We start from the raw sequence: 21,026 nt of genomic DNA, 5'->3' as shown, positions 1-21,026 counted from the left end.
ATAGCCGCCATACGATTTCAAAGGCAGTCGATGGCAAAAGCAACTATGACGGACGGCGCGGAACTCACCGAGACCGGTGACGCGCCGCTGATCGATCTCAACGAAGGCTCCATCAAGAAGCTGGTCGCCCGCGCCAAGAAGCGTGGCTACATCACCGTCGACCAGCTCAACGAAATGCTCCCGCAGGACCAGTTCACGTCCGAGCAGATCGAGGACGTGATGTCGTCGCTCAGCGACATGGGCGTCAACGTCGTCGAGAACGAGGATGTCGGCGAGGACGAGCAGCCCGAGGACGACACGCCCGACGAGATCGATGGCGGCGAAGGCCAGGAGGACACCGGCCCCGCGGTCGAGACCAAGAAGAAGGAAACCGTCGATCGTACCGACGATCCGGTGCGCATGTATCTGCGCGAGATGGGCGCCGTCGAGCTGCTCAGCCGCGAGGGCGAGATCGCTATCGCCAAGCGGATCGAGGCCGGCCGGGACACGATGATCCTGGGCCTGTGCGAATCGCCGATCACCTTCAACGCGATCATCGGCTGGTCGAACGCGCTCAACGAGGGCGAGATGCAGCTGCGCGAGATCCTCGATCTCGACGCGATGCTCTCCAAGGGCCCGTCGGCCGAGCAGGTCGAGGGCGCCGAGGACGACGATTCGGGCGAGATCAGCGAAAAGACCGCGGGCACGACCTACAAGGAAGAGGAAGAGCCCGAGGAAGAAAGCTCAGACGACGAGGAAGACGGCCTGACCGAGCGCCGTACCCAGCGCATCTCCGACGACGAGGAGGAGGACAATACCCTCAGCCTTGCGCAGATGGAGGAGACGCTCAAGCCGCAGGCGCTTGAGAAGTTCGCCAACATCACCGCGATCTACAAGAAATTCTCGAAGATCCAGCAGACCCGGCTCGACGCGATGGCGGCGGGCGGCGAACTGTCGAGCGCGGACGAGAAGAAATATCACAAGCTGCGCGAGGAACTGACCGCCGAGGTCGAGAGCGTCCAGTTCCACAACGCCAAGATCGAGTATCTCGTCGACCAGCTCTACAGCTACAACCGGCGCCTCACCGCGCTGGGCGGCCAGATGCTGCGCCTCGCCGAGCGGCACAAGGTCAGCCGCAAGGACTTCCTCGACCGCTACGTCAATCACGAGATGGACGAGAACTGGCTGGAATCGGTCGCCGGCCTCGACAAGAAGTGGAAGGCGTTCGTCGAGAACGAGTCCGCCCCGGTCGACCGCATCCGCGTCGAGGTCTCGGAAATCAGCCAGCAGACCGGCATGGCGCTGGGCGAGTTCCGCCGCATCGTCAACATGGTACAGAAGGGCGAGCGCGAAGCCCGGATCGCCAAGAAGGAAATGGTCGAGGCCAATCTCCGCCTGGTGATCTCGATCGCCAAGAAGTACACCAATCGCGGTCTGCAGTTCCTGGATCTCATCCAGGAGGGCAATATCGGCCTGATGAAGGCGGTCGATAAGTTCGAATATCGCCGCGGCTACAAGTTCTCGACCTACGCCACCTGGTGGATCCGCCAGGCGATCACCCGCTCGATCGCCGACCAGGCACGCACGATCCGCATCCCGGTCCACATGATCGAGACGATCAACAAGCTCGTCCGCACCAGCCGCCAGTTCCTCCACGAGCAGGGCCGCGAGCCCACGCCCGAGGAAATGGCCGAGCGCCTCTCCATGCCGCTCGAAAAAGTGCGCAAGGTGATGAAGATCGCCAAGGAGCCGATCTCCCTCGAAACGCCGATCGGCGACGAGGAAGATTCGCATCTCGGCGACTTCATCGAGGACAAGAACGCCGTCATCCCGGTCGACGCCGCGATCCAGGCGAACCTCAAGGAAACCGTCACCCGCGTCCTTGCCAGCCTGACCCCGCGCGAGGAGCGCGTGCTGCGGATGCGCTTTGGCATCGGCATGAACACCGATCACACGCTTGAGGAAGTCGGACAGCAGTTCAGCGTCACCCGCGAACGCATCCGCCAGATCGAGGCCAAGGCGCTGCGCAAGCTCAAGCATCCGAGCCGCAGCCGCAAGATGCGGTCTTTCCTGGATCAGTAATCCGGGCGGAACCTAGGGACTTTAGACACCCCGCCCCTCGTGCGCGTGCCGAGGCGGCGGGGTGTTTCGTTCGTCAGGGTTGCATCCTTCGCAACCATCCCGCAACGGAATGCGGTTGCCCGGCGGCGACTCATGCTGCATTGCACAATGGAGAGCCTGAGTGGCGCGTAAGTTCCTCTATATCGTGGCGGTGTTGATCGTGCTCGCACTTGCAGCAACCTTTGCCTACCGAATCTGGGGCGCTGAACTGTTACGGCAGGCGATGGTGCCGGGGGGCCGCTTCGAAGCGCAGGCGGAGCTTCCGCAAGACAGCTACGCGCGCCCCGAAATGTGGCTGGCCCGACCCGACAAGTCGGGCAATCCCGCGCTGTGGACCCCGGAGGGGCATCAGGCGGCGGCCAGGCCAGAAGCGGCGGTGTTCTTCATCCACCCGACCTCCTACCTCAATCGCGCGCGGTGGAACGCGCCGCTCGACGACAAGGAGGCCAACGACCGCGCCGCGCTGTTCCTGCGCGGCCAGGCGAGCGCGTTCAACGGCGCGGGTGCGATCTGGGCGCCGCGGTACCGCCAGGCCACCTTTGGCGCGTTCCTGACGACCAAGGCGGACGCGGGACAAGCACTCGACCTCGCCTATCGCGACATCGCCGCCGCCTTCGAGCAGTTCCTCAAGGAAGCGGGCGACCGGCCCATCATCCTTGCCGGACATAGCCAGGGCGCGCTTCACCTCAAGCGACTGCTGCGCGACCGGGTGGCGGGCAAGCCGCTCGCGAAGCGCATCGTTGCTGCCTATGTCGTCGGCTGGCCGGTGTCGAAGACCGCCGATCTCCCGGCGCTCGGGCTGCCGGAATGTACCGCAGCGGAGCAGAGCGGCTGCATCCTCTCCTGGCAGAGCTTCGTCGAACCGGCGGACCCGTCGCTGATCCTCGACACGTTCGATGCATCGACCGGCTTTGCCGGCGTGTCGCGCGCCGGAACGCCGATGATCTGCACCAACCCGGTCACCGGAGTACCTGGATCGAGCGAGAGCGCCGCGTTCGATATCGGCAATCTGGTGCCCTCTGCGGATTTCGCCACCGCGCGGCTGGCGAACAGCACGACCACGTTGCGCTGCGACGGGCGCGGCATCTTGTTGCTCGGCTCCCCGCCCGATGGCGTTGGCGGGCAATATGTCCTGCCGGGCAACAATTATCATGTGTTCGATTATTCGCTGTTCTGGGCCAATGTCCGCGCCGATGCGCAGCGACGCCTTGCCGCGCATCGCGGGCGGCGCAGCGCGTGGATCGAGCTGTTCGCGCCATTCGGCCTCCGGGCAGCGGGATGATCACCACCGATCCGGTCGCATATCGCGCCGCGCTGCCGATGGGCGGGCGGCTGCTGGGGCTGGATGTCGGCACCAAGACGATCGGCACCGCATTGTGCGACGCGGGCTGGGCCTTTGCCAGCCCCGCGCTGCTCATAAAGCGAACGAAGTTCACCGCGGACAAGACTGCGCTGGCGGGCCTGATCGCCCAACAACAGGTGAAGGGGCTGGTGATCGGCTTGCCCCTCAATCTCGACGGCAGCGATTCCCCGCGCACCCAGTCCACGCGCGCCTTCGCCCGCAACCTCGCCGATCTGAACCTGCCGATATTGCTGTGGGACGAGCGCTGGTCCACTGCGGCAGTCGAGCGCCAGATGATCGCCGAAGACCTGTCCCGCGCCAAGCGCGCCGAACGGGTGGACAAGCTGGCGGCGAGCTACATCCTTCAGGGGGCGATCGACGCGCTGGCGAGCGGCTAGTTGCTTACGCCGACAATCCCATGCATTGAACGCGGCGGGGGGTAATGACAACGATGACCGTGACTGTGACGGAACTGTTCCTCGTCGCGATGCTCATCATTTTTACCGCGCCCTATCTCGTCTGGCGGATCGGCCGGACCGATCATTGGGCACCGCTCGTCGTGGTACAGATTATCGGGGGAATCCTGCTCGGTCCCGGCGTGCTGGGTGCGGCCTTCCCCGCTTACTATCAGTCGATCTTCACGCCCGAGGTCATCACTGCGCTCAACGGCATCGCCTGGTGGGCGGTGATGATGTTCGTGTGGGTCGCGGGCATCGAACTCGATCTGACCGAAGCATGGCGGCGCAAGCGGGAGACCGGGATCACGGCGGGGCTGGCGCTCGCCGTTCCGTTGCTGTTCGGCGCTGCCGCCGGACTGATCCTGATCGGCTGGGGCGGCTGGGCCGGGCCGGAGGGGCAGGCCTGGCAGGTGGTTCTGGGAATCGGCATGGCCTGCGCGGTCACCGCCCTGCCCATCCTCGTCCTGTTCATGGAAAAGCTGGAAATCCTGCGCGCGCCGCTCGGCCAGCGCATCCTGCGCTATGCCAGCATGGACGATATCGCGATCTGGGGGGTCCTCGCCCTGATCCTGCTCGATTGGGAGCGGATCGGGCGGCAACTCGCCTTCCTGCTCGTCTTCGCGCTCGCCACCTGGCTCGTCCGCAGGCTGATGGAACGCATCGGCGAGCGGGATCGCTGGTATGGCGGGCTGATCTGGCTCGCTGCCTGCGGACTGGCCGCCGATTGGGCAGGACTCCATTATATGGTCGGCGCCTTCCTGTCTGGAGCGGTGCTCGAATCGCGCTGGTTCAATCTCAAGACGATGGACAATTTCCGCGATACGATCCTGCTCGCGGTGATGCCCGTTTTCTTCCTGTCGACCGGACTGCGCACGCAATGGGACATGGGCGGCGTGGCGGTGTTCGGCGGGGCTGCACTGCTGCTGGTCGCATCGGTCGCCGGCAAGCTCGCCGGGGTCCATCTTGCCGGGCGGATCCTGGGCTGGGCCAAGGGGGAGGCGAGCCTGATCGGCTGGCTGCTTCAGACCAAGGCGCTGATCATGATCATCTTCGTCAACATCCTGCTCGACAAGGGCGTCATCACCAATGCAGCCTTCACCGCATTGCTGCTGATGGCGGTGGGCAGCACGATGCTGAGCATTCCGATGGCAAAGCCTCGCCTGGCGCGGTTGAAGGCCGAAACCGGCTAGGGTCGTTCGACACCGTCGAATCGGCACCGGCCCGCTTGCGCCCCCCGCCCCGCCCCGCTAACCCGCGCCTTTAATGCAACCGCCGATCGATCATCGCCCCGGCGCCCAGATTCAGGGGCGCGCCGTGTTTCCGCACGCGCACCTGACCGGCATCTCCGGGCTTCAGCCGCACGAAATCCTGTTCCTGCTCGACGAGGCGGAACAGTGGATCGAGGCGAATCGCAACCGTTCCGGAAGCGACCATCGGCTGGATGGCCTCACGCAAATCAACGCCTTTTTCGAAAACTCGACCCGGACACTGTTGTCGTTCGAAATCGCGGGCAAGCGATTGGGCGCCGACGTCGTCAACATGCACGCCGCGCAATCGAGCGTGAAGAAGGGCGAGACGCTGATCGATACCGCAGTCACGCTCAACGCGATGCGTGCGGACGTGATCGTGATCCGGCATATGTCGTCGGGCGCGGTGCAGCTGATCGCGGACAAGGTCGACTGCCCCGTGCTCAACGCGGGCGACGGGAGCCACGAGCACCCCACGCAAGCGCTGCTCGACGCGCTCACGATCCGGCGCCGACGCGGGACGATCGCGCACCAGCGCGTGGTGATCTGCGGCGATATCCTGCACAGCCGCGTCGCGCGCTCCAACATCCTCGCACTGACCGCGCTCGCCGCAGAGGTCCGGGTGGTCGCGCCCTCAACGCTGATGCCCAGCGCGATCGAGAAGATGGGGGTTACCCCCTTTACCGATTTCGACGCCGCATTGGAGGGCGCGGATGTGGTCATGATGCTGCGGCTCCAGAATGAGCGCATGTCGGGCGCCTATATCCCCTCGACCCGGGAATATCACCTCAATTACGGACTCACGCTAGAACGGCTCAAGCGCGCCAAGGCGGACGCGCTCATCATGCACCCCGGCCCGATGAATCGCGGAGTCGAGATCGATTCGAACGTCGCCGACCTACCCGGTCGATCGGCGATCACCGAACAGGTGGAGATGGGCGTAGCGGTGCGGATGGCCTGTCTCGACGTGCTGACCCGTCGGTCGCGCGGCGTGGAGGGATGGGCATGACCGTCAACATGATCTTCCGCAACGCACGCCTGCTCTGCCCCGAAAGCGGCGCGCGGAGCGGCGACCTGTGCGTCAGCAACGGCCGTATCGTCGAAACCGCAACCGAAAATGCGGAAACGATCGATTGCGGCGGCAAGCTGCTCGCCCCGGCGCTGGTCGATCTCGGTGTGTTCGCAATGGACAAGCCGGCGTGCCGCGCCGGGGGCATCGCGCGGATCGGTCTGATGCCCGATCAATCGCCGGTGCTCGACGGACCCGGCATCGTCCAGCGCGCCGCAGACATGGGCAAGCCCGAACTCTGGGTCCATCCGATCGCGGCGGCGACGCGCGGCCTGGAAGGCCAGGACCTTGCCGAATATGCGACCAATGCCGGCGCAGGCGCCCGTGCGGTCTCCACCGGGCGCGGCTGGATCGCCGATAGCGGAGTGATGCGCCGCGTGCTCGCCTATGCGCGCGATTGCGGCCTGGTGGTGATCGCCCATGCCGAGGATAGCGACCTGACCCGCAACGCGGTGGCGACCGAAGGCGAAACCGCGACCCGGCTCGGCCTGCCCGCCGCGCCCGCAATGGCGGAGGCGCTGGCGGTGGCGCGCGATCTGATGCTCGCCGAACAGACCGGCGCGGCGATTCATTTCCGCCAGCTGACGACGGCGGCGGCCTTCGACCTTGTCCGCGCGGCCAAGGCGCGCGGGGTTGCGGTAACCTGCGGCATTACCCCCGCGCATCTGCTGTTGTCCGACATCAACCTGTCCGATTTCCGCACCTTTGCGCGCCTGTCGCCGCCGCTTCGCGACGATCGCGACCGGATCGCCGCGCTCGCCGCGCTCGCCGATGGCACGATCGATATACTGTGCTCGGGCCACGACCCGCGCGGGCCGGAGGAGAAGCGCCTGCCCTTTGCCGACGCAACGCCGGGCATGGCCGGGGCGGAGACGCTGTTGGCACTGGGTCTGGGGCTGGTGCGCGACGCGCGGATCACGCTGGAGCAACTGTTCGCCTTGCTGGCGCGCAACCCGGCGCGCATTCTGGGCATCGACAGCGGCACATTGGCGCCGGGAATGCCCGCCGATCTGGTGCTGGTCGATCCCGAAGCGCCCTGGCAGATCAACTCGGACAGCATGGCGGGCAAGGCGGGCAACACCCCGTTCGACGGCCTTCCGGTTCAAGGCCGGGCGGTGCGGCTGTTCAAGGGTGGAAGCGAGATCCGCTGAATCAGAAAAGCCGGGCGTCGGCCCGGCTTTCCCGACCTGAATTTGCAGGACAGCTCAGCGCGTGCGCTGGGCCCAACCCGTCGGCTTGTCCCCTGCCCCGCTGCGGACGAAGCACCTGCCGCCGTCGCCACGGATTTCGCGGCACAGTGCGTCGGCATCGGCACGGGCAAGCCCGCCGACCGAAAGCCGTTGGAACCGGCCCGCACGGGTCGAAACGCTCGCGCTGGCGGGGGTCAGGCTCGCCAGCGTCGGCGTGCGCTTGATCGCGCGGCCCCAGGCATCGCGTGCAACGCCGATCCGGTCATAAGCCCCAAGCTGGACATACCAGCTGCCCTTGGCGAAGCTGCGCGCCTCGGTCTCTACCTTCAACGGCGCGGTTGCACCGACACTGGCGCTGGCCACTTCGGTACGCACGGCCCGGGTGGGAATCGCCTGGACGATTTCCTTGCGGGGCGCGAACACGATTTGCTGGCCGCTGGGCACGGTGATCGCGGGACCCGCGACCGCATCGGTCATCGCCACGTCACCGGAAGGTGTAGCGACGGCATCAACGGTCTCGACCGGAGTTGCGCGGGGCATATAGCTATCGACCGGATCAGCGACGCGCTGTGCGGCCACGGCGGTCGACATCGACTGGGCGAGCGCGAGACGTGTCGGCTGGCCGGTGTCGGCGACCGGCGTGACGCCGAGCAGCGCGGCGACCTGGTCATAGGCGTTTTGCGGTCGGGCGAAGCTCGCCCATTGCATGATCCGGCCGTCGAGCTGGTCGGGCGACAGATCGATGCCCGCGACCGCGCGCGCCTGTTGCCACTGCCCGGCAAGAGCAAGGCTGAGCGCGAGATTCTGGCGCGTCTTGGAGTCCGCGCCGGGTTGCCGCGCGGCCTCCATCAACAGCGCAACCGCGCTGCCGGGGTCACCTGCAAGCGCGATGGCAAGCCCGCGATCGCTCGCCGGGATCGATGCGGCATGGACATCCAGCGTCTGGCGCGCAGTCGCCCATTCGCCATTGGCGATCTGTGCGAGCGCGAGGTTGAGCGCGGTGCGTCCATTGGCTGGATCGAGCGATAATGCCTCGTTCAGCGCCTGCGCCGCCGAGACGAACCGGCCAGCGAACAGATAGGTTTCGCCGAGCAGCTTGCGATATTCGCTATTGCGCGGATCGAACGTCACCGCGGCTTCAGCATGGGTGACCGCCTTTTGCGCATTGCCGCTCTTCAGCGCCTTTTGCGCGGCCTTGGCCTCCTTCGCCGCCTTGCGGGCATCGACGGTTTCGACCTTGCCATTGGCGACCGCGAGGCCGCCGATCAGCGACGGCGCACCGAGGAGCGGCGCGCCAAGGACCAGCGCCGAGACGCTGACGGTGAGAATACGACGTGCGTTCATGGCTCAAATCCCCCGATTAGCGAGCCTTGCCCGCGGGAAGCCGGTCAACCAGCGCCCCCAATTCGGGCAATGTTTCCAGAAAGGCGTCGAGCGCCTCGGTGACGAGCAGCTGCGCCGAACGACCCGTGAGGGCCGAGGCGAGGCGCAGCTTGAGATGGCGTTCATTGTCGAGCCGCAGCGTGAAGGCCGCCTTGCCCTTGCGCGCCGAGACCTCACGGCCGATCCGCGACGCCGTGGCCTTTGAGACCGGACGCGGGGCGGGTGATTCCGGGACGGGCGCACTCACCGGCTCGGGCGCGACAACCGGCGCCGCAGCTACGGACGGCGCGACCGGCTCCGGCGCGGGTGGCGGCGTATATTCCTCGACCAGCGCCTGGCGCTGGCTCAATACCGGCGGAACCGGGGCGGACATCTCGCCGCCCATGTCGTTCCAGCCTAGATCGTCGAGCGAGGTTCCCGGGTCCAACCCGACAAACCCCTGCGGGCGCATCGCGGGACGCGCCTGTCCCTTGCGCGCGAGCAGGCCCGAAGACAGCGAGGCGGCGGGCTTGGCAGAACCGAACATCAGCTCACCACCCGGCGGCCAAAGCCGCCCTGCGGACGCCCGGCGAACACCGCCTGTGGTGCCGATGCAGCGGGCGCGCTGAACACGGTGCGGCGAAAATTCTTTTCCAGCCGGTCGTTGATATAGGACCAGAGCGCGGTCACCTCACCGGAGGATTTGCCCTTGGGATCGACTTCCATCACCGTGCGCCCGTCGATCATCGACGCGGCGAAATCGGTGCGATGGTGCAAGGTGACCGGGGCAACCGTGCCGTGCTGCGACAGCGCGACAGCGGCTTCGCTGGTGATCTTGGCCTTGGGCGTGGCGGCGTTGACCACGAAGATCAGCGGCTTGCCCGCGCGGTCGCACAGATCGACCGTAGCACCGACCGCGCGCAGGTCATGCGGCGAGGGGCGGGTCGGGATGACGATCAGTTCGGCGACCTGAATCACGCTCTGGATCGCCATGGTGATTGCGGGCGGCGTATCGATTACGGCGAGGCGAAAGCCCTGCTGACGCAGCACCTCGAGATCGGCGGCGAGCCGCGCGACCGTGGTCTGCGCGAATGCGGGAAAGTCGGTTTCACGCTCGTTCCACCAGTCGGAAAGCGAACCTTGCGGATCGATGTCGATCAGCACGACCGGGCCATGACCCGCCCGTTGAGCCTGCACCGCCAGGTGTCCGCTCAGCGTGGTCTTCCCCGAACCACCTTTCTGCGATGCCATCGCGAGTACGCGCATTGCCCCTCGAAACTCCCGATTATTCAGCGTTGGGGATGACAGCGGGACCCTAAGAAGCCGTTAATGGGAGGTGCACATCCGGGACTTGTCCCATGTCGGGCTTAACCGGAGCGCAAGCATTGCTTGGCCACACTATGGTTAACTGCCATTATCCAGCGCGTGGGACCGGGGACTATTCGATGAAGCATGTGATCTGGACGGCGATGGTCGCCGCCTCAATCGTCGCGGGTGTTCCCGCATTTGCCGACGTCAAAGCCGGGGTCGAGGCGTGGCAGCGTGGCGACTATCGTACTGCGGTGAACGAATGGCGCGGTCCTGCAGTCGCAGGCGATCCCGATGCGCAGTTCAACCTGGGCCAGGCGTACAAGCTCGGCCGTGGCGTCCCCGCCGATCTCGCCCAGGCAGAGGAATGGTATCGCAAGGCCGCGCTTCAGGGCCATCCCCAGGCCGAAGAGAATTACGGCCTGTCGCTGTTCGAGAACGGCAAGCGCCTGCAGGCGGTCGAATGGCTGACCAAGGCGTCGGCGCGTGGCGAGCCGCGGGCGCAGTACGTCTTGGGTACGATGTATTTCAACGGCGATGCGGTCGAAAAGGACTGGGTTCGCGCCTATGCGCTGACCGCTCGCGCGGCGGCACAGGGCCTGCCCCAGGCGTCCACCGCTCAGGCGCAGATGGATCGCTATATCTCGCTTCAGGACCGGCAAAAGGGGCTGGAACTCGCGCGCGCCTATGAGCGCGACGCCGGTCGGCCACAGGTCGCCGCCGTCCCGCCCTCACGCGCGACCCAGCCCCCGCGCGCGCTCGGACGTACCGATCTTCCGCCCTCCACCGCCTATCAGCCGTCCCGCGCCATCCCATCTGAACCCGCGGCGGAAGTCGCGGAGACACGCCCCGCCCCGCCCATCGTTCGCCCGGCACCCAAGCCCCAGCCAAAACCGCAACCTGCGCAGGCCGCACAGGCCGCCGCAACCCCGGTGCGCGATGGCGGCTGGCGCGTTCAGGTGGGCGCGTTTGGAGACCCCGCAAATGCGCGCCGCATCGGCGGTCAGGCCGGGGCACGGTTCCCGGGCCGGCAGATCTTCTACGTCAAGGCAGGCAGGCTGACGAAGGTGCTGGTCGGCCCCTTCGCCTCCAATGCCGAGGCGAGCAGCGCATGTCGGGCGTTCGACCCGTGCGTGCCGGTGCGGAACTAACCGGTCAGTCCGTCACCCATCGTTCGGGAAACAGACCCTGAGCGTAAAGCAACGCGGTCAGATCATTATGATCGATGCGCGCACCGGCTGCGGCGGCGACGATCGGCTTGGCATGATAGGCGACGCCCAGCCCCGCCTGTTTGATCATTGCCAGGTCGTTCGCGCCGTCGCCGACGGCCAGCGCGGACCCCGCTGTCAGGTCAAGTTCGGCGAGCGCATCGAGCAGCGTTCTCTCCTTCGTCCCTGAATCGACGATCGGCTTGGCCACCGCGCCGGTCAACGCGCCACCCTCGATCAGCAATTCATTGGCGATGACCCTGTCGAACCCGATCCTTTCGCCGACCGGATCGGCAAAGCGGGTGAATCCGCCCGACACCAGGATGGTGTGGGCGCCATGGTCCTTCATCGTCTGCACCAGCACCCGCGCGCCGGGCATCAGCCGCACGCGTTCGGCAAGGCAACGGTCGATCGCGCCCGCGTCGAGGTCCTTGAGCAGCGCCACGCGCGCATCCAGCGCCTCGCCGAAGTCCAGCTCGCCGCGCATCGCCGCCTCGGTCACCTCGGCGATCTGCGCCTTGATCCCGGCATAATCGGCGAGCTCGTCAATGCATTCGACGGTAATCATCGTCGAATCCATGTCGGCCACCAGCAGCCGCTTGATCCGCCCCCAGGATCGGCTGGACCACCACATCGGTGCGGTCGAATACCCCCTCCAGCGCCACGCGCGCGCGATCCGGGCCGTTGACGAAGATCAGGTCGAACGCCTTGCCTTCGGCCAGTTCGGTGACGCCCACCGGCTCGCAGAAGGCATCGCGCAGCTTGTCCTGCGCCATGGAAATATCGCCTGCGGAAAGCGTGTCGGCTGCTATCAGGGTCGCGATGTATGCCATGCTTCTCTCTGCTACGGGTCACGGGGCATGAATGCGCCCCTGCCCCCGGTCGCGCTCATTGCAGGGCCGACCGCCAGCGGCAAGTCCGCTTTGGCGATCGCCCTGGCGCAGGCGAGCGGCGGCACCGTCATCAATGCGGACTCGGCGCAGGTCTATGCCGAGCTGAGGGTGCTGAGCGCCCGCCCCTCGCCCGAGGAGGAGGCACAGGCACCGCACCGGCTGTTCGGTCACGTTGCCGGGACCGAAGACTATTCCGCAGCGCGCTGGGCCGAGGAGGCGAAGGCGGAGATCGCCGCCGCCCATGCCTGCGGCAGCCTCCCGATCCTCGCCGGGGGAACGGGCATGTATATCCGAACCCTGCTCGACGGGATCGCTCCGGTTCCGCCGATCGACCCGGCAACCCGGGCCGAAGTCCGCGAATTGCCGGTCGCCGAGGCATATCGCGCGCTGGTGGATGCTGACCCGCAGGCCGCAGCCCGCCTCAATCGCGCCGACACCACCCGCGTCGCGCGCGCGCTCGAAGTCGTCCGTTCGACCGGGCGCACGCTCGCATCCTGGCAATCCGAGCGGGTCGGCGGGATCGGCGACACGATCGACCTTGCCCCCCTGATCCTCCTCCCCGACCGCGCCTGGCTGGCGGAGCGTTGTGACCGGCGACTCGTCGCAATGTTCGATGAAGGCGCGATCGAAGAGGTGCGCGCGCTGCTCGAACGCCGCGAAATCCCCGCCTCCGCACCCGTCCGCCGCGCGATCGGCGTCGCGGAAATCACCGCGTTTCTCGAGGGTTCGCCCGACCGGGCGACAGCGCTGGACCGCGCTCAGGCGGCGACGCGCCAATATGCCAAACGGCAATATACTTGGCTCAGACATCAGCCGCCGCCCCACTGGCCCCGCACCGAGGCGACAGAAATATCCAAACAGATGGCAAATTTCGCACGATTCGTATAATGAAAGTGGTTGACACGCATCTTTACTACGCATAGCAGCGCCCTTCCCGTGATGCTATTGCAGCGCGGCAATCAGTAGGAGACACGACGTGGCCGAGAAGAGCGGAGCAGACATCCTGATCGAGGCGTTCAACGACCTCGGCGTGGACGTCATCTTCGGCTATCCGGGCGGCGCGGTGCTCCCGATCTATGACGCGATCTTCAAGCAAAGCCGGATCAAGCACATTCTCGTCCGCCACGAGCAGGCGGCGACCCACGCAGCCGAGGGCTATGCGCGCTCGACCGGCAAGCCCGGTGTGGTGCTCGTCACCAGCGGTCCCGGCGCGACCAATGCGGTCACCGGCATCACCGACGCGCTGATGGATTCGATCCCGATGGTCGTCATCACCGGACAGGTGCCCTCGCACCTGATCGGCAGCGACGCCTTTCAGGAGGCCGATACCGTCGGCATCACCCGCCACTGCACCAAGCATAATTATCTGGTGAAGGACCCCGCCCAGCTCGGCGCGGTGGTCCATGAGGCCTTCCACATCGCGACCTCGGGCCGCCCCGGCCCGGTCGTGATCGACATCCCCAAGGACGTGCAGATCGCAACCGCGCGCTATGCCAAGCCCGGCCCGATCCAGCACAAGACCTATCGCCCTCAGGTGAAGGCGGACAAGGCGTTGATCGAGAGCGCGGTCGAGATGCTCGCGGCAGCCGAACGTCCGGTCTTCTACACCGGCGGCGGGGTCATCAACTCGGGCCCCGGCGCATCGCAGCTGCTGCGCGAGCTGGCGAAGATCACCGGCGCGCCGGTCACCTCGACGCTGATGGGGCTGGGCGCCCTGCCCGCATCGTCCGACCAGTGGCTCGGCATGTTGGGGATGCACGGCACCTATGAAGCCAATTATGCGATGAATCAGGCGGACCTGATCGTCGCGCTGGGTGCGCGGTTCGACGATCGCGTCACCGGTCGGCTCGACGCCTTCGCGCCGCACGCGAAGAAGATTCATATCGATATCGACCGTTCGTCGATGAACAAGACGGTGCGCGTCGATCTGCCGATCGTCGCCGATGTCGGCCACGCGCTTGAGGACATGCTGCGCATCTGGAAGGCACGGCAACATCCCAAGCCCGATCTGTCCGACTGGTGGCGACGGATCGAGGGATGGCGCGCGGTCAAATGCCTCGACTTCCCCGAAGAAGGCCCCGGGATCGACAAGGACACGATCATGCCGCAACGCGCGATCCGCGCATTGTGGGAGGCGACGCGCGACAAGGCGCCGATCATCACCACCGAGGTGGGCCAGCACCAGATGTGGGCCGCGCAGCATTTCGAGTTCGAGAGTCCCAACAAATGGCTGACCAGTGGCGGCCTTGGAACGATGGGCTATGGCCTGCCCGCTGCGATCGGCGCGCAGCTCGGCAATCCGAATGCGCTGGTGATCGACATCGCGGGCGAAGCGTCGATCCAGATGAACATTCAGGAGCTGGCGACGGCGACCCAGTATCGCCTTCCGGTCAAGATCTTCATCCTCAACAACGAATATATGGGGATGGTCCGCCAGTGGCAAGAACTGACTTATTCCAGCCGCTATTCAGAGAGTTACAGCGACTCGTTGCCGGACTTTGTCAAGCTCGCCGAAGCCTATGGGTGGAAGGGCATCCTGATCGAACGCCGCGACCAGCTCGATGCGGGCATCGCCGACATGCTCGCTTATGACGGGCCAGTGATCGTCGACTGTCGCGTGGCGAAGCTCGCCAACTGCTTCCCGATGATCCCGTCGGGCGCCGCCCATACCGAAATGCTCCTCCAAGCCGCCGAAGTGTCCGGCGAGATGGACGACGAAGCCAAGGCGCTGGTCTAAGCTCATGCACATCAAAGAAGAAAAGGCCGAGCGGCATACGCTCGCGGTCATCGTCGACAACGAGCCGGGTATTCTCGCGCGGATCGCGGGTCTGTTCACCGCGCGCGGCTATAATATCGAGAGCCTGACGGTGAGCGAGATTACCGATGACAAGTCGGTGAGCCGGATCACCATCGTCACCAGCGCGAGCGCGCATGTACTGGAGCAGATCGTCGCCCAGCTCGACCGGCTGGTGCCGGTGCACAAGGTCCGCGACCTCACCGCCGAGGGCGACCATGTCGAGCGCGAGCTGGCGCTGGTGAAGGTCGTCGGCACCGGCGATCACCGGATCGAGGCGCTGCGCCTGTCCGAAGTCTATCGCGCCCGTGTGGTCGATGCGACCATCTCGAGCTTCGTGTTCGAGGTGACCGGGACGACCGAAAAGATCGACAAGTTCATCGAATTGATGAGCGAAGTCGGTCTGATCGAGGTCGCCCGCACCGGCATCGTCGCCATCGCGCGGGGCAAAGAGGCGGCCTGAAATTTCCCTCTCCCAGCGGGAGAGGGAGGGAGCGCCGAAGGCGCGGAAGGGTGAGGGCGAGAGGCCAGTCACCCTCACCAACTCCGACTAGCCAGCAAGCTGGCAAGTCTTCGTATCCTCTCCCATAGGGAGAGGAGGAAAAGGGAAACTGAGAAATGCGTGTCTATTACGATCGTGACGCCGACCTGAACCTGATCACCGGCAAGAAGATCGCCATTGTCGGCTATGGCTCGCAGGGCCACGCCCATGCGCAGAATCTTCGCGACAGCGGCGTGGGCGAGGTGGCGATCGCGCTGCGCGCCGGCTCGGCGACCGCGAAAAAGGCCGAGGGCGCGGGCTTCAAGGTCATGTCGACCACCGAAGCGGCGAAGTGGGCCGACATTCTGATGATCCTGGCCCCCGACGAGCATCAGGCCGCGATCTGGGAGAATGACATCAAGGGCCATATGAAGCCGGGCGCCGCGCTCGCCTTCGCGCACGGCCTCAATGTCCATTTCGGTCTGATTGAGCCGCCGGCGGACATCGACGTGATCATGATCGCGCCGAAGGGCCCCGGCCACACCGTGCGCAGCGAATATGTCCGCGGCGGCGGCGTCCCCTGCCTGATCGCGATCCATCAGGACGCGACCGGCAACGCGCATGACGTCGCGCTTGCCTATGCCAGCGGCGTCGGTGGCGGCCGTTCGGGCATCATCGAAACCAACTTCAAGGAAGAGTGCGAAACCGACCTGTTCGGCGAGCAGGCGGTGCTGTGCGGCGGCATCACCCACCTCATCCAGGCCGGGTTCGAAACGCTGGTCGAGGCGGGGTACGCCCCCGAAATGGCGTATTTCGAGTGCCTGCACGAAACCAAGCTGATCGTCGACCTGCTCTATGAGGGCGGCATCGCCAACATGCGCTATTCGATTTCGAACACCGCCGAGTACGGCGACATCAAGACCGGCCCGCGGATCATCACCGACGAGACCAAGGCCGAGATGAAGCGCGTGCTCGCCGACATCCAGTCGGGCCGCTTCGTCAAGGATTTCGTCCTCGACAACCGCGCCGGCCAGCCCGAGCTCAAGGCCAGCCGCAAGGCCGCCGCCGCGCATCCGATCGAGCAGGTCGGCAGCGAACTGCGCGCGATGATGCCCTGGATCGGCGCGAACAAGCTGGTCGATAAGGAAAAGAACTGATCCTTCTTAAGCCCATCCCCTTCACGGGGAGGGGCTAGAAAGAAGACGAGATGTCGGGGCGGGGTTGGATTCCCCGCCCCGCCTTCATAAAGCTGGCGCTATGCGCTCCCCCGCCTTGCCCTTCGTCGCCGCGCTCGCGCTGATCGCAGGTGGTTGTGACCGGAGGCGGCCAGATGACGTTCCGGTCGTCGTCAGCGCGATCGGAGGGCCGGCGGAACTGCGCGATCCCGCGCGCGGCGAACTCGACTTTCCTCAACGCGTTTTGCTCGGCGCGACCGCGCAGGGACTGGTCCGATTCGACGCCAATGGCGGGATCGAACCCGGCATCGCAGAACGCTGGATCGTCACCGACGAGGGCCGCAGCTACATTTTCCGCCTCCGCCAGGCGCAATGGCCCGATGGGTCAGACGTCACCGCCGACGATGTCATCGCCAGCCTGCGCGCCGCCATCGCCCCCCGGGCGCGCTCGGCGCTCGCACCTTTCGTCGCGGTGATCGACGAAGTGGTGGAGATGACGCCCCAGGTGGTCGAGGTTCGGTTGAAATATCCCCGCCCCGATCTGCTCAAACTGTTCGCCCAGCCCGAATTTGCGATTTTGCGCAGGCCAAAGCTGGCGGGGAGCGGCCCGTTCCGGGTCATCGGCGACGGCGGCAGCACGCCGCTGCTGCGCCCGGCGCTCGACCCCAACCGCATTATCGAGGAACCGGAGGAAGCCGATCCCGCTGACGATGTGCGCCTGCGCGGAGAGCGCGCCGCGCTGGCGCTGGCGCGGTTCGCCCGGCGCGAATCCGATCTGGTTCTGGGCGGCACCTTCCACGACTGGCCGCTGCTCGATCATGCGGGCATCGCCCCCGCCAATCTGCGCCTGGACCCCGCCGCCGGCCTCTTCGGCCTGGCGATCGTCTCGCGCGAAGGCTTTACCGAGGCGTCGGAGAATCGCGCCGCGATGGCGATGGCGATCGATCGCGCGGCGCTGACCGGGCTGTTCCGCCAGGGCTGGTCGCCGGTCGAGACGCTGCTGCCCGCTCAACTCGATTCATCCACCGCGCCCGCAGCGCCCGACTGGGTCGCACAGCCGCTGGAAGGGCGCCGGATCATCGCGCGCAACCGCGTCGCGGCCTGGCACGCCAATAATCCCGATGCGCCGCTCACGATCCGCGTCGCCATGCCGCGCAGCCCCGGAACCGTGCTCGTCTGGAGCCGCATTGCCCGCGACTTGATGGACATCGGCCTGGAACCGATATGGGTTGAGGAGAGCGGTGACGCCGATCTGCGCCTGATCGATGCCGTGGCCCCCTATGACAGCGCGCGCTGGTTCATGGTGACGGCGTGCCGCGGCTGCCCCGACGATCTGACCGAATTGCTCGAAACCGCCCGCGACGCCCAGACGCTGGGTGAGCGGGCGCAGGCACTCGCAGAAGCCGACCTCGCTTTCGCCAGCGCCAACCTCTATATTCCGATCGCGCAGCCGCTGCGCTGGTCCGTCGCCGCGATGCGGCTGCGCGCCTGGCAGGGCAATGCGCGCGCATGGCATCCGCTCACCCATTTGCGGGACCGGTAACAGGAGAATTGCGTTGGCCAAGGCGACCCGCATTCAACGCACGCCCCGATCCTTTCCGGTCGGTCGCGATCCCCATTCGGTGCGCCAGCGGGTGACCGCGATGGAAAAGCTGCTCGAGCGCAGCTTCACGATACCCGGTACCAAGCAGACCGTCGGGCTGGACGCGCTGATCGGGCTGATCCCGGTGGGGGGCGATGTGGTCGCCGCGATCATGGGCCTCTACATGCTGTGGGAGGCGCGCAATATCGGCATGTCGCGCAGCGCAATGCTGCGCATGGCCGGCAATGTCGGCTTTGACTGGCTGATCGGCCTGATCCCCGGGGTCGGCGACGTCGCCGACTTTTTCTACCGGTCCAACTCCCGCAACCTGCGGATCATCCGACGGCACCTCGACAGGCATCACCCGGCGACGGCCACAATCGACAATTGACGGGCGGCGAGCCTCAGAGGAGAGGTGGTTCCTCGGACTCTGCCGGATCGGCCGCATTTGCATCGGCAGCGAACCATGCGCGCGCATCGGGCTGGAACAACATCCACACCGCAAAGGCGTTGAGCGCGAACATCACCAAGTTCAGCGAAACGCTGAGCATCCCTGCCCTCTCATAGCCCATCAGCGTAAAGGGCAGCGCAAGCACCGACAGCGCGAAGAACGCGACGAGAATCCATTTCGCCACCTCGCTCGCCTTGCGCGCCGTGAAATACCAGAGCAGCAGCCACAGACAGAGCAGAAACAGACTGAACCCGATCATCACCGACTGGCCGAGGCTCAACATCTGGGGATTTCCGGAAAAGGCTGGATTGGTTTCCAGAACGGCGAGCCGCGTCTTCCATCCGATCGCGAGACCGATCGCCCAGACGATGATGGAGCCGAGATAGGCCAGCTCAAACCGAACGATCGACTGCGGACGCATGAATCCCCCTCCCTTGTTGTCGACAGCTAAAACTCAAGCCGCGGCGAAGTCCAGCCCGATATCGGCTGCCGGCGCAGATTGGGTGAGACGTCCGACGCTGACAAAGGTGACCCCGGTTTCGGCAATGGCACGGATCGTGTCGAGCCGGACGCCACCCGACGCCTCGGTCGGCACCCGCCCGGCGACCAGCGCGACCGCCTCGCGCAGCATCGGCGGCCCCATATTGTCGAGCAGCAAATGGGTCGCGCCTGCCCTCAATGCGGGTTCGATCTGGTCGATCCGGTCGACCTCGACGATAATCTCGTCAATCCCCGCCCGCACCGCGCGCGCCACCGCCTCGCCCACCGACCCGGCGACCGCGATGTGATTGTCCTTGATCATCGCCGCATCCCACAGCCCCATGCGATGGTTGCGCGCGCCGCCCATCCTCGTCGCATATTTCTCCAGCCGACGCAGGCCCGGGATCGTCTTTCGCGTGTCGAGCAAGGTCGCGCCGGTCCCATGGATCGCATCGACATAGGCGCGGGTCATCGTCGCAACGCCCGAAAGATGCTGGACGGTGTTGAGCGCCGATCGCTCGGCGGTCAGCAACGCGCGGGCATTGCCGCGCAGCCGCATCAGGTCGCTTCCGCCAGCAACCTGCGCGCCCTCCCCGACCAGCAACGCGATCTCCACATCGGGATCGAGCGCGCGGAAAAAGGCGGCGGCGATCGGCAGTCCGGCGACGACCACCGCATCGCGGCTGTCCATCACGCCGGTAAAAGCGGCGTCGGCCGGAATCACCGCCTGCGCAGTCACATCTCCGGCGCCGACATCCTCCGCCAGCGTCGCGGCGACGAACCGGTCGAGGTCAAACCCGTCGAGCTGGAATGGCGACATGGAAACTCCGCTTGGCAAGGACAACCGCCGCCTAGCGGTCCCGCGCGCAGCGGGCAACGTTCGACGCTTTTGGTCGCACCCGTTGTCATGGACCGGGGCGCCCCCTATCTCCGCAACGAAACAACCAAGGGGTGTTGCAGGATGACGACCTTCGACGATCGCGAGCGCGCGTTCGAAACCAAATTTGCGCGGGACGAGGAAATGGCGTTTCGCGTGACGGCGCGCCGCAATCGGCTGCTCGGTCAATGGGCGGCAGCGAAGATGAACCTGACGCCGGAGGAAACCGACGCCTATGCCAAGGCGGTCGTCCAGGCCGATTTCGAGGAATCGGGCGACGAAGACGTGATCCGCAAGCTGTTCGGCGACCTCACTGCTGCGGGAGTGGAGATCGACGACGCCGCAGTGCGCAAGGCGGTCGAGGACATGACCGTCGAAGCGCGCCGCCAGCTGATCGAGGCGCAATAGCCATGTCGATGGCGGCGGACGAGATCGAAACGCTGATCCGCAGCGGCATTCCCGACGCGCAGGTCGAGATCACCGACCTGGCCGGGGACGGCGATCATTATGCCGCGCGCGTCGTCAGCGAAAGTTTCCGGGGGCTGCCCCGTATCAAGCAGCATCAGGCAGTCTATGCCGCACTCGGCGGGCGGATGGGTGGCGTGCTTCACGCGCTCCAGCTCACCACCGCCGTTCCGGCAGGGAGCGAGTGAAATGACCGAAGATACCCAGGCCCGCATCCGCAAGCTGGTCGATGACAACGCCGTCGTCCTGTTCATGAAGGGAACGCCCCTGTTCCCGCAATGCGGCTTTTCTAACCGCGCAATTTCGATCCTCACCCATCTGGGCGTGGAATTCGAGAGCGTCGACGTGCTCCAGGACCAGGAAGTGCGCCAGGGCATCAAGGCGTTTTCCGACTGGCCGACCATTCCGCAGCTCTACGTAAAGGGCGAGTTCATCGGAGGATCGGACATTATGATGGAGATGTATGAGAGCGGAGAGCTCTCGCAACTTCTCGAAGAACGGGGCGTTACGGCCTCGTAACGGGGTCCCTAGAACCGCGAGTAGA

21 protein-coding genes and 1 pseudogene are annotated in these 21,026 nt (G+C 65.8%); 16 read left to right on the top strand and 6 right to left on the bottom strand.

Annotated features, from left to right (window positions below; genetic code table 11):
* The first annotated feature begins 30 nt into the window (after positions 1-30).
* The 6 genes from rpoD (at position 31) to FPZ54_RS02235 (ending at position 7,367) form a co-directional block, all read left to right on the top strand.
* Positions 31-2,061, top strand: coding sequence for an RNA polymerase sigma factor RpoD (gene rpoD, locus FPZ54_RS02260; RefSeq protein ID WP_145844669.1), 2,031 nt, complete (start codon positions 31-33; stop codon positions 2,059-2,061).
* Positions 2,062-2,221: 160 nt separating this feature from the next.
* On the top strand, positions 2,222-3,382 hold the full coding sequence (locus FPZ54_RS02255; RefSeq protein ID WP_145844668.1) for a DUF3089 domain-containing protein: 1,161 nt from the start codon (positions 2,222-2,224) through the stop codon (positions 3,380-3,382).
* Positions 3,379-3,840, top strand: a complete 462-nt coding sequence (gene ruvX, locus FPZ54_RS02250; protein ID WP_145844667.1) for a Holliday junction resolvase RuvX — start codon at positions 3,379-3,381, stop codon at positions 3,838-3,840. Before FPZ54_RS02255 ends, ruvX begins: the two co-directional genes overlap by 4 nt.
* A 44-nt stretch (positions 3,841-3,884) precedes the next feature.
* Positions 3,885-5,090 carry a cation:proton antiporter gene (locus FPZ54_RS02245; protein WP_239019676.1) on the top strand — a complete coding sequence of 402 codons (1,206 nt, stop codon included), beginning with the start codon at positions 3,885-3,887 and terminating at the stop codon, positions 5,088-5,090.
* Between the two features lie 73 nt (positions 5,091-5,163).
* Positions 5,164-6,156 carry an aspartate carbamoyltransferase catalytic subunit gene (locus FPZ54_RS02240; protein WP_145844665.1) on the top strand — a complete coding sequence of 331 codons (993 nt, stop codon included), beginning with the start codon at positions 5,164-5,166 and terminating at the stop codon, positions 6,154-6,156.
* A complete protein-coding gene (locus tag FPZ54_RS02235) occupies positions 6,153-7,367 on the top strand; it encodes a dihydroorotase (protein ID WP_145844664.1) in 1,215 nt (404 codons plus the stop codon). The genes FPZ54_RS02240 and FPZ54_RS02235 overlap by 4 nt, the downstream gene beginning before the upstream one ends.
* Before the next feature lie 54 nt (positions 7,368-7,421).
* Here FPZ54_RS02235 and FPZ54_RS02230 read toward each other — a convergent pair whose 3' ends face one another.
* The 3 genes from FPZ54_RS02230 to FPZ54_RS02220 are packed head-to-tail and all read right to left on the bottom strand — an operon-like array spanning position 7,422 to position 10,034.
* Positions 7,422-8,750, bottom strand: a complete 1,329-nt coding sequence (locus FPZ54_RS02230) for an SPOR domain-containing protein (protein WP_145844662.1) — start codon at positions 8,748-8,750, stop codon at positions 7,422-7,424.
* 16 nt (positions 8,751-8,766) lie between these two features.
* The gene (locus FPZ54_RS02225; protein ID WP_145844660.1) at positions 8,767-9,315 is read right to left on the bottom strand and encodes a hypothetical protein; all 549 of its coding nucleotides are present in this window, start codon (positions 9,313-9,315) and stop codon (positions 8,767-8,769) included.
* Complete coding sequence (locus FPZ54_RS02220; protein ID WP_145844659.1) at positions 9,315-10,034, bottom strand: ParA family protein; 720 nt, start codon at positions 10,032-10,034, stop codon at positions 9,315-9,317. Before FPZ54_RS02220 ends, FPZ54_RS02225 begins: the two co-directional genes overlap by 1 nt.
* A 179-nt stretch (positions 10,035-10,213) precedes the next feature.
* On the opposite strand from FPZ54_RS02220, the gene FPZ54_RS02215 reads away from it, so the two are divergent.
* Complete coding sequence (locus tag FPZ54_RS02215; protein ID WP_145844657.1) at positions 10,214-11,227, top strand: SPOR domain-containing protein; 1,014 nt, start codon at positions 10,214-10,216, stop codon at positions 11,225-11,227.
* 4 nt (positions 11,228-11,231) lie between these two features.
* Here FPZ54_RS02215 and serB read toward each other — a convergent pair.
* Positions 11,232-12,117 (bottom strand): annotated as a pseudogene (gene serB / locus FPZ54_RS02210) (phosphoserine phosphatase SerB).
* Positions 12,118-12,144: 27 nt separating this feature from the next.
* Between serB and miaA the strand changes: the two are divergent.
* The 6 genes from miaA (at position 12,145) to FPZ54_RS02180 (ending at position 18,600) form a co-directional block, all read left to right on the top strand.
* A complete protein-coding gene (miaA, locus tag FPZ54_RS02205) occupies positions 12,145-13,065 on the top strand; it encodes a tRNA (adenosine(37)-N6)-dimethylallyltransferase MiaA (protein ID WP_145844655.1) in 921 nt (306 codons plus the stop codon).
* A gap of 88 nt (positions 13,066-13,153) precedes the next feature.
* On the top strand, positions 13,154-14,914 hold the full coding sequence (locus tag FPZ54_RS02200; RefSeq protein WP_145844653.1) for an acetolactate synthase 3 large subunit: 1,761 nt from the start codon (positions 13,154-13,156) through the stop codon (positions 14,912-14,914).
* A 4-nt stretch (positions 14,915-14,918) separates the two neighbouring features.
* Entirely contained in the window at positions 14,919-15,434 is a 516-nt protein-coding gene (gene ilvN, locus FPZ54_RS02195) for an acetolactate synthase small subunit (protein ID WP_145844652.1), read from the top strand.
* A 155-nt stretch (positions 15,435-15,589) separates the two neighbouring features.
* Positions 15,590-16,609, top strand: coding sequence for a ketol-acid reductoisomerase (gene ilvC / locus FPZ54_RS02190; RefSeq protein WP_145844650.1), 1,020 nt, complete (start codon positions 15,590-15,592; stop codon positions 16,607-16,609).
* A 100-nt stretch (positions 16,610-16,709) separates the two neighbouring features.
* The gene (locus FPZ54_RS02185; protein ID WP_145844648.1) at positions 16,710-18,170 is read left to right on the top strand and encodes an ABC transporter substrate-binding protein; all 1,461 of its coding nucleotides are present in this window, start codon (positions 16,710-16,712) and stop codon (positions 18,168-18,170) included.
* A gap of 7 nt (positions 18,171-18,177) precedes the next feature.
* Positions 18,178-18,600 (top strand): DUF4112 domain-containing protein, encoded by a 423-nt coding sequence (locus FPZ54_RS02180; RefSeq protein WP_422396567.1) that lies wholly within the window; start codon positions 18,178-18,180, stop codon positions 18,598-18,600.
* A 13-nt stretch (positions 18,601-18,613) separates the two neighbouring features.
* On the opposite strand, the gene FPZ54_RS02175 is transcribed toward FPZ54_RS02180, so the two are convergent.
* Positions 18,614-19,081: a hypothetical protein gene (locus FPZ54_RS02175; protein WP_145844645.1), complete on the bottom strand. Its 468-nt coding sequence runs from the start codon at positions 19,079-19,081 to the stop codon at positions 18,614-18,616.
* A 33-nt stretch (positions 19,082-19,114) separates the two neighbouring features.
* Positions 19,115-19,960 (bottom strand): carboxylating nicotinate-nucleotide diphosphorylase, encoded by an 846-nt coding sequence (gene nadC / locus FPZ54_RS02170; RefSeq protein ID WP_145844643.1) that lies wholly within the window; start codon positions 19,958-19,960, stop codon positions 19,115-19,117.
* A gap of 141 nt (positions 19,961-20,101) precedes the next feature.
* Here nadC and FPZ54_RS02165 point away from each other — a divergent pair, with 141 nt between their 5' ends.
* Genes FPZ54_RS02165 through grxD form a run of 3 tightly spaced genes read left to right on the top strand, consistent with a single transcriptional unit; the run spans position 20,102 to position 21,001 of the window.
* Positions 20,102-20,425: a DUF1476 domain-containing protein gene (locus FPZ54_RS02165; RefSeq protein WP_145844641.1), complete on the top strand. Its 324-nt coding sequence runs from the start codon at positions 20,102-20,104 to the stop codon at positions 20,423-20,425.
* Positions 20,426-20,427: 2 nt separating this feature from the next.
* The gene (locus FPZ54_RS02160; RefSeq protein ID WP_145844640.1) at positions 20,428-20,670 is read left to right on the top strand and encodes a BolA family protein; all 243 of its coding nucleotides are present in this window, start codon (positions 20,428-20,430) and stop codon (positions 20,668-20,670) included.
* 1 nt (position 20,671) lies between these two features.
* Positions 20,672-21,001: a Grx4 family monothiol glutaredoxin gene (grxD, locus tag FPZ54_RS02155; RefSeq protein WP_145844639.1), complete on the top strand. Its 330-nt coding sequence runs from the start codon at positions 20,672-20,674 to the stop codon at positions 20,999-21,001.
* Positions 21,002-21,026: the final 25 nt, after the last annotated feature.

The organism is Sphingomonas suaedae, assembly GCF_007833215.1.
Classification (GTDB): domain Bacteria; phylum Pseudomonadota; class Alphaproteobacteria; order Sphingomonadales; family Sphingomonadaceae; genus Sphingomonas; species Sphingomonas suaedae.
Note: the sequence above shows the minus strand (reverse complement) of the source record. Positions and strands in the feature narration are given on the sequence as shown.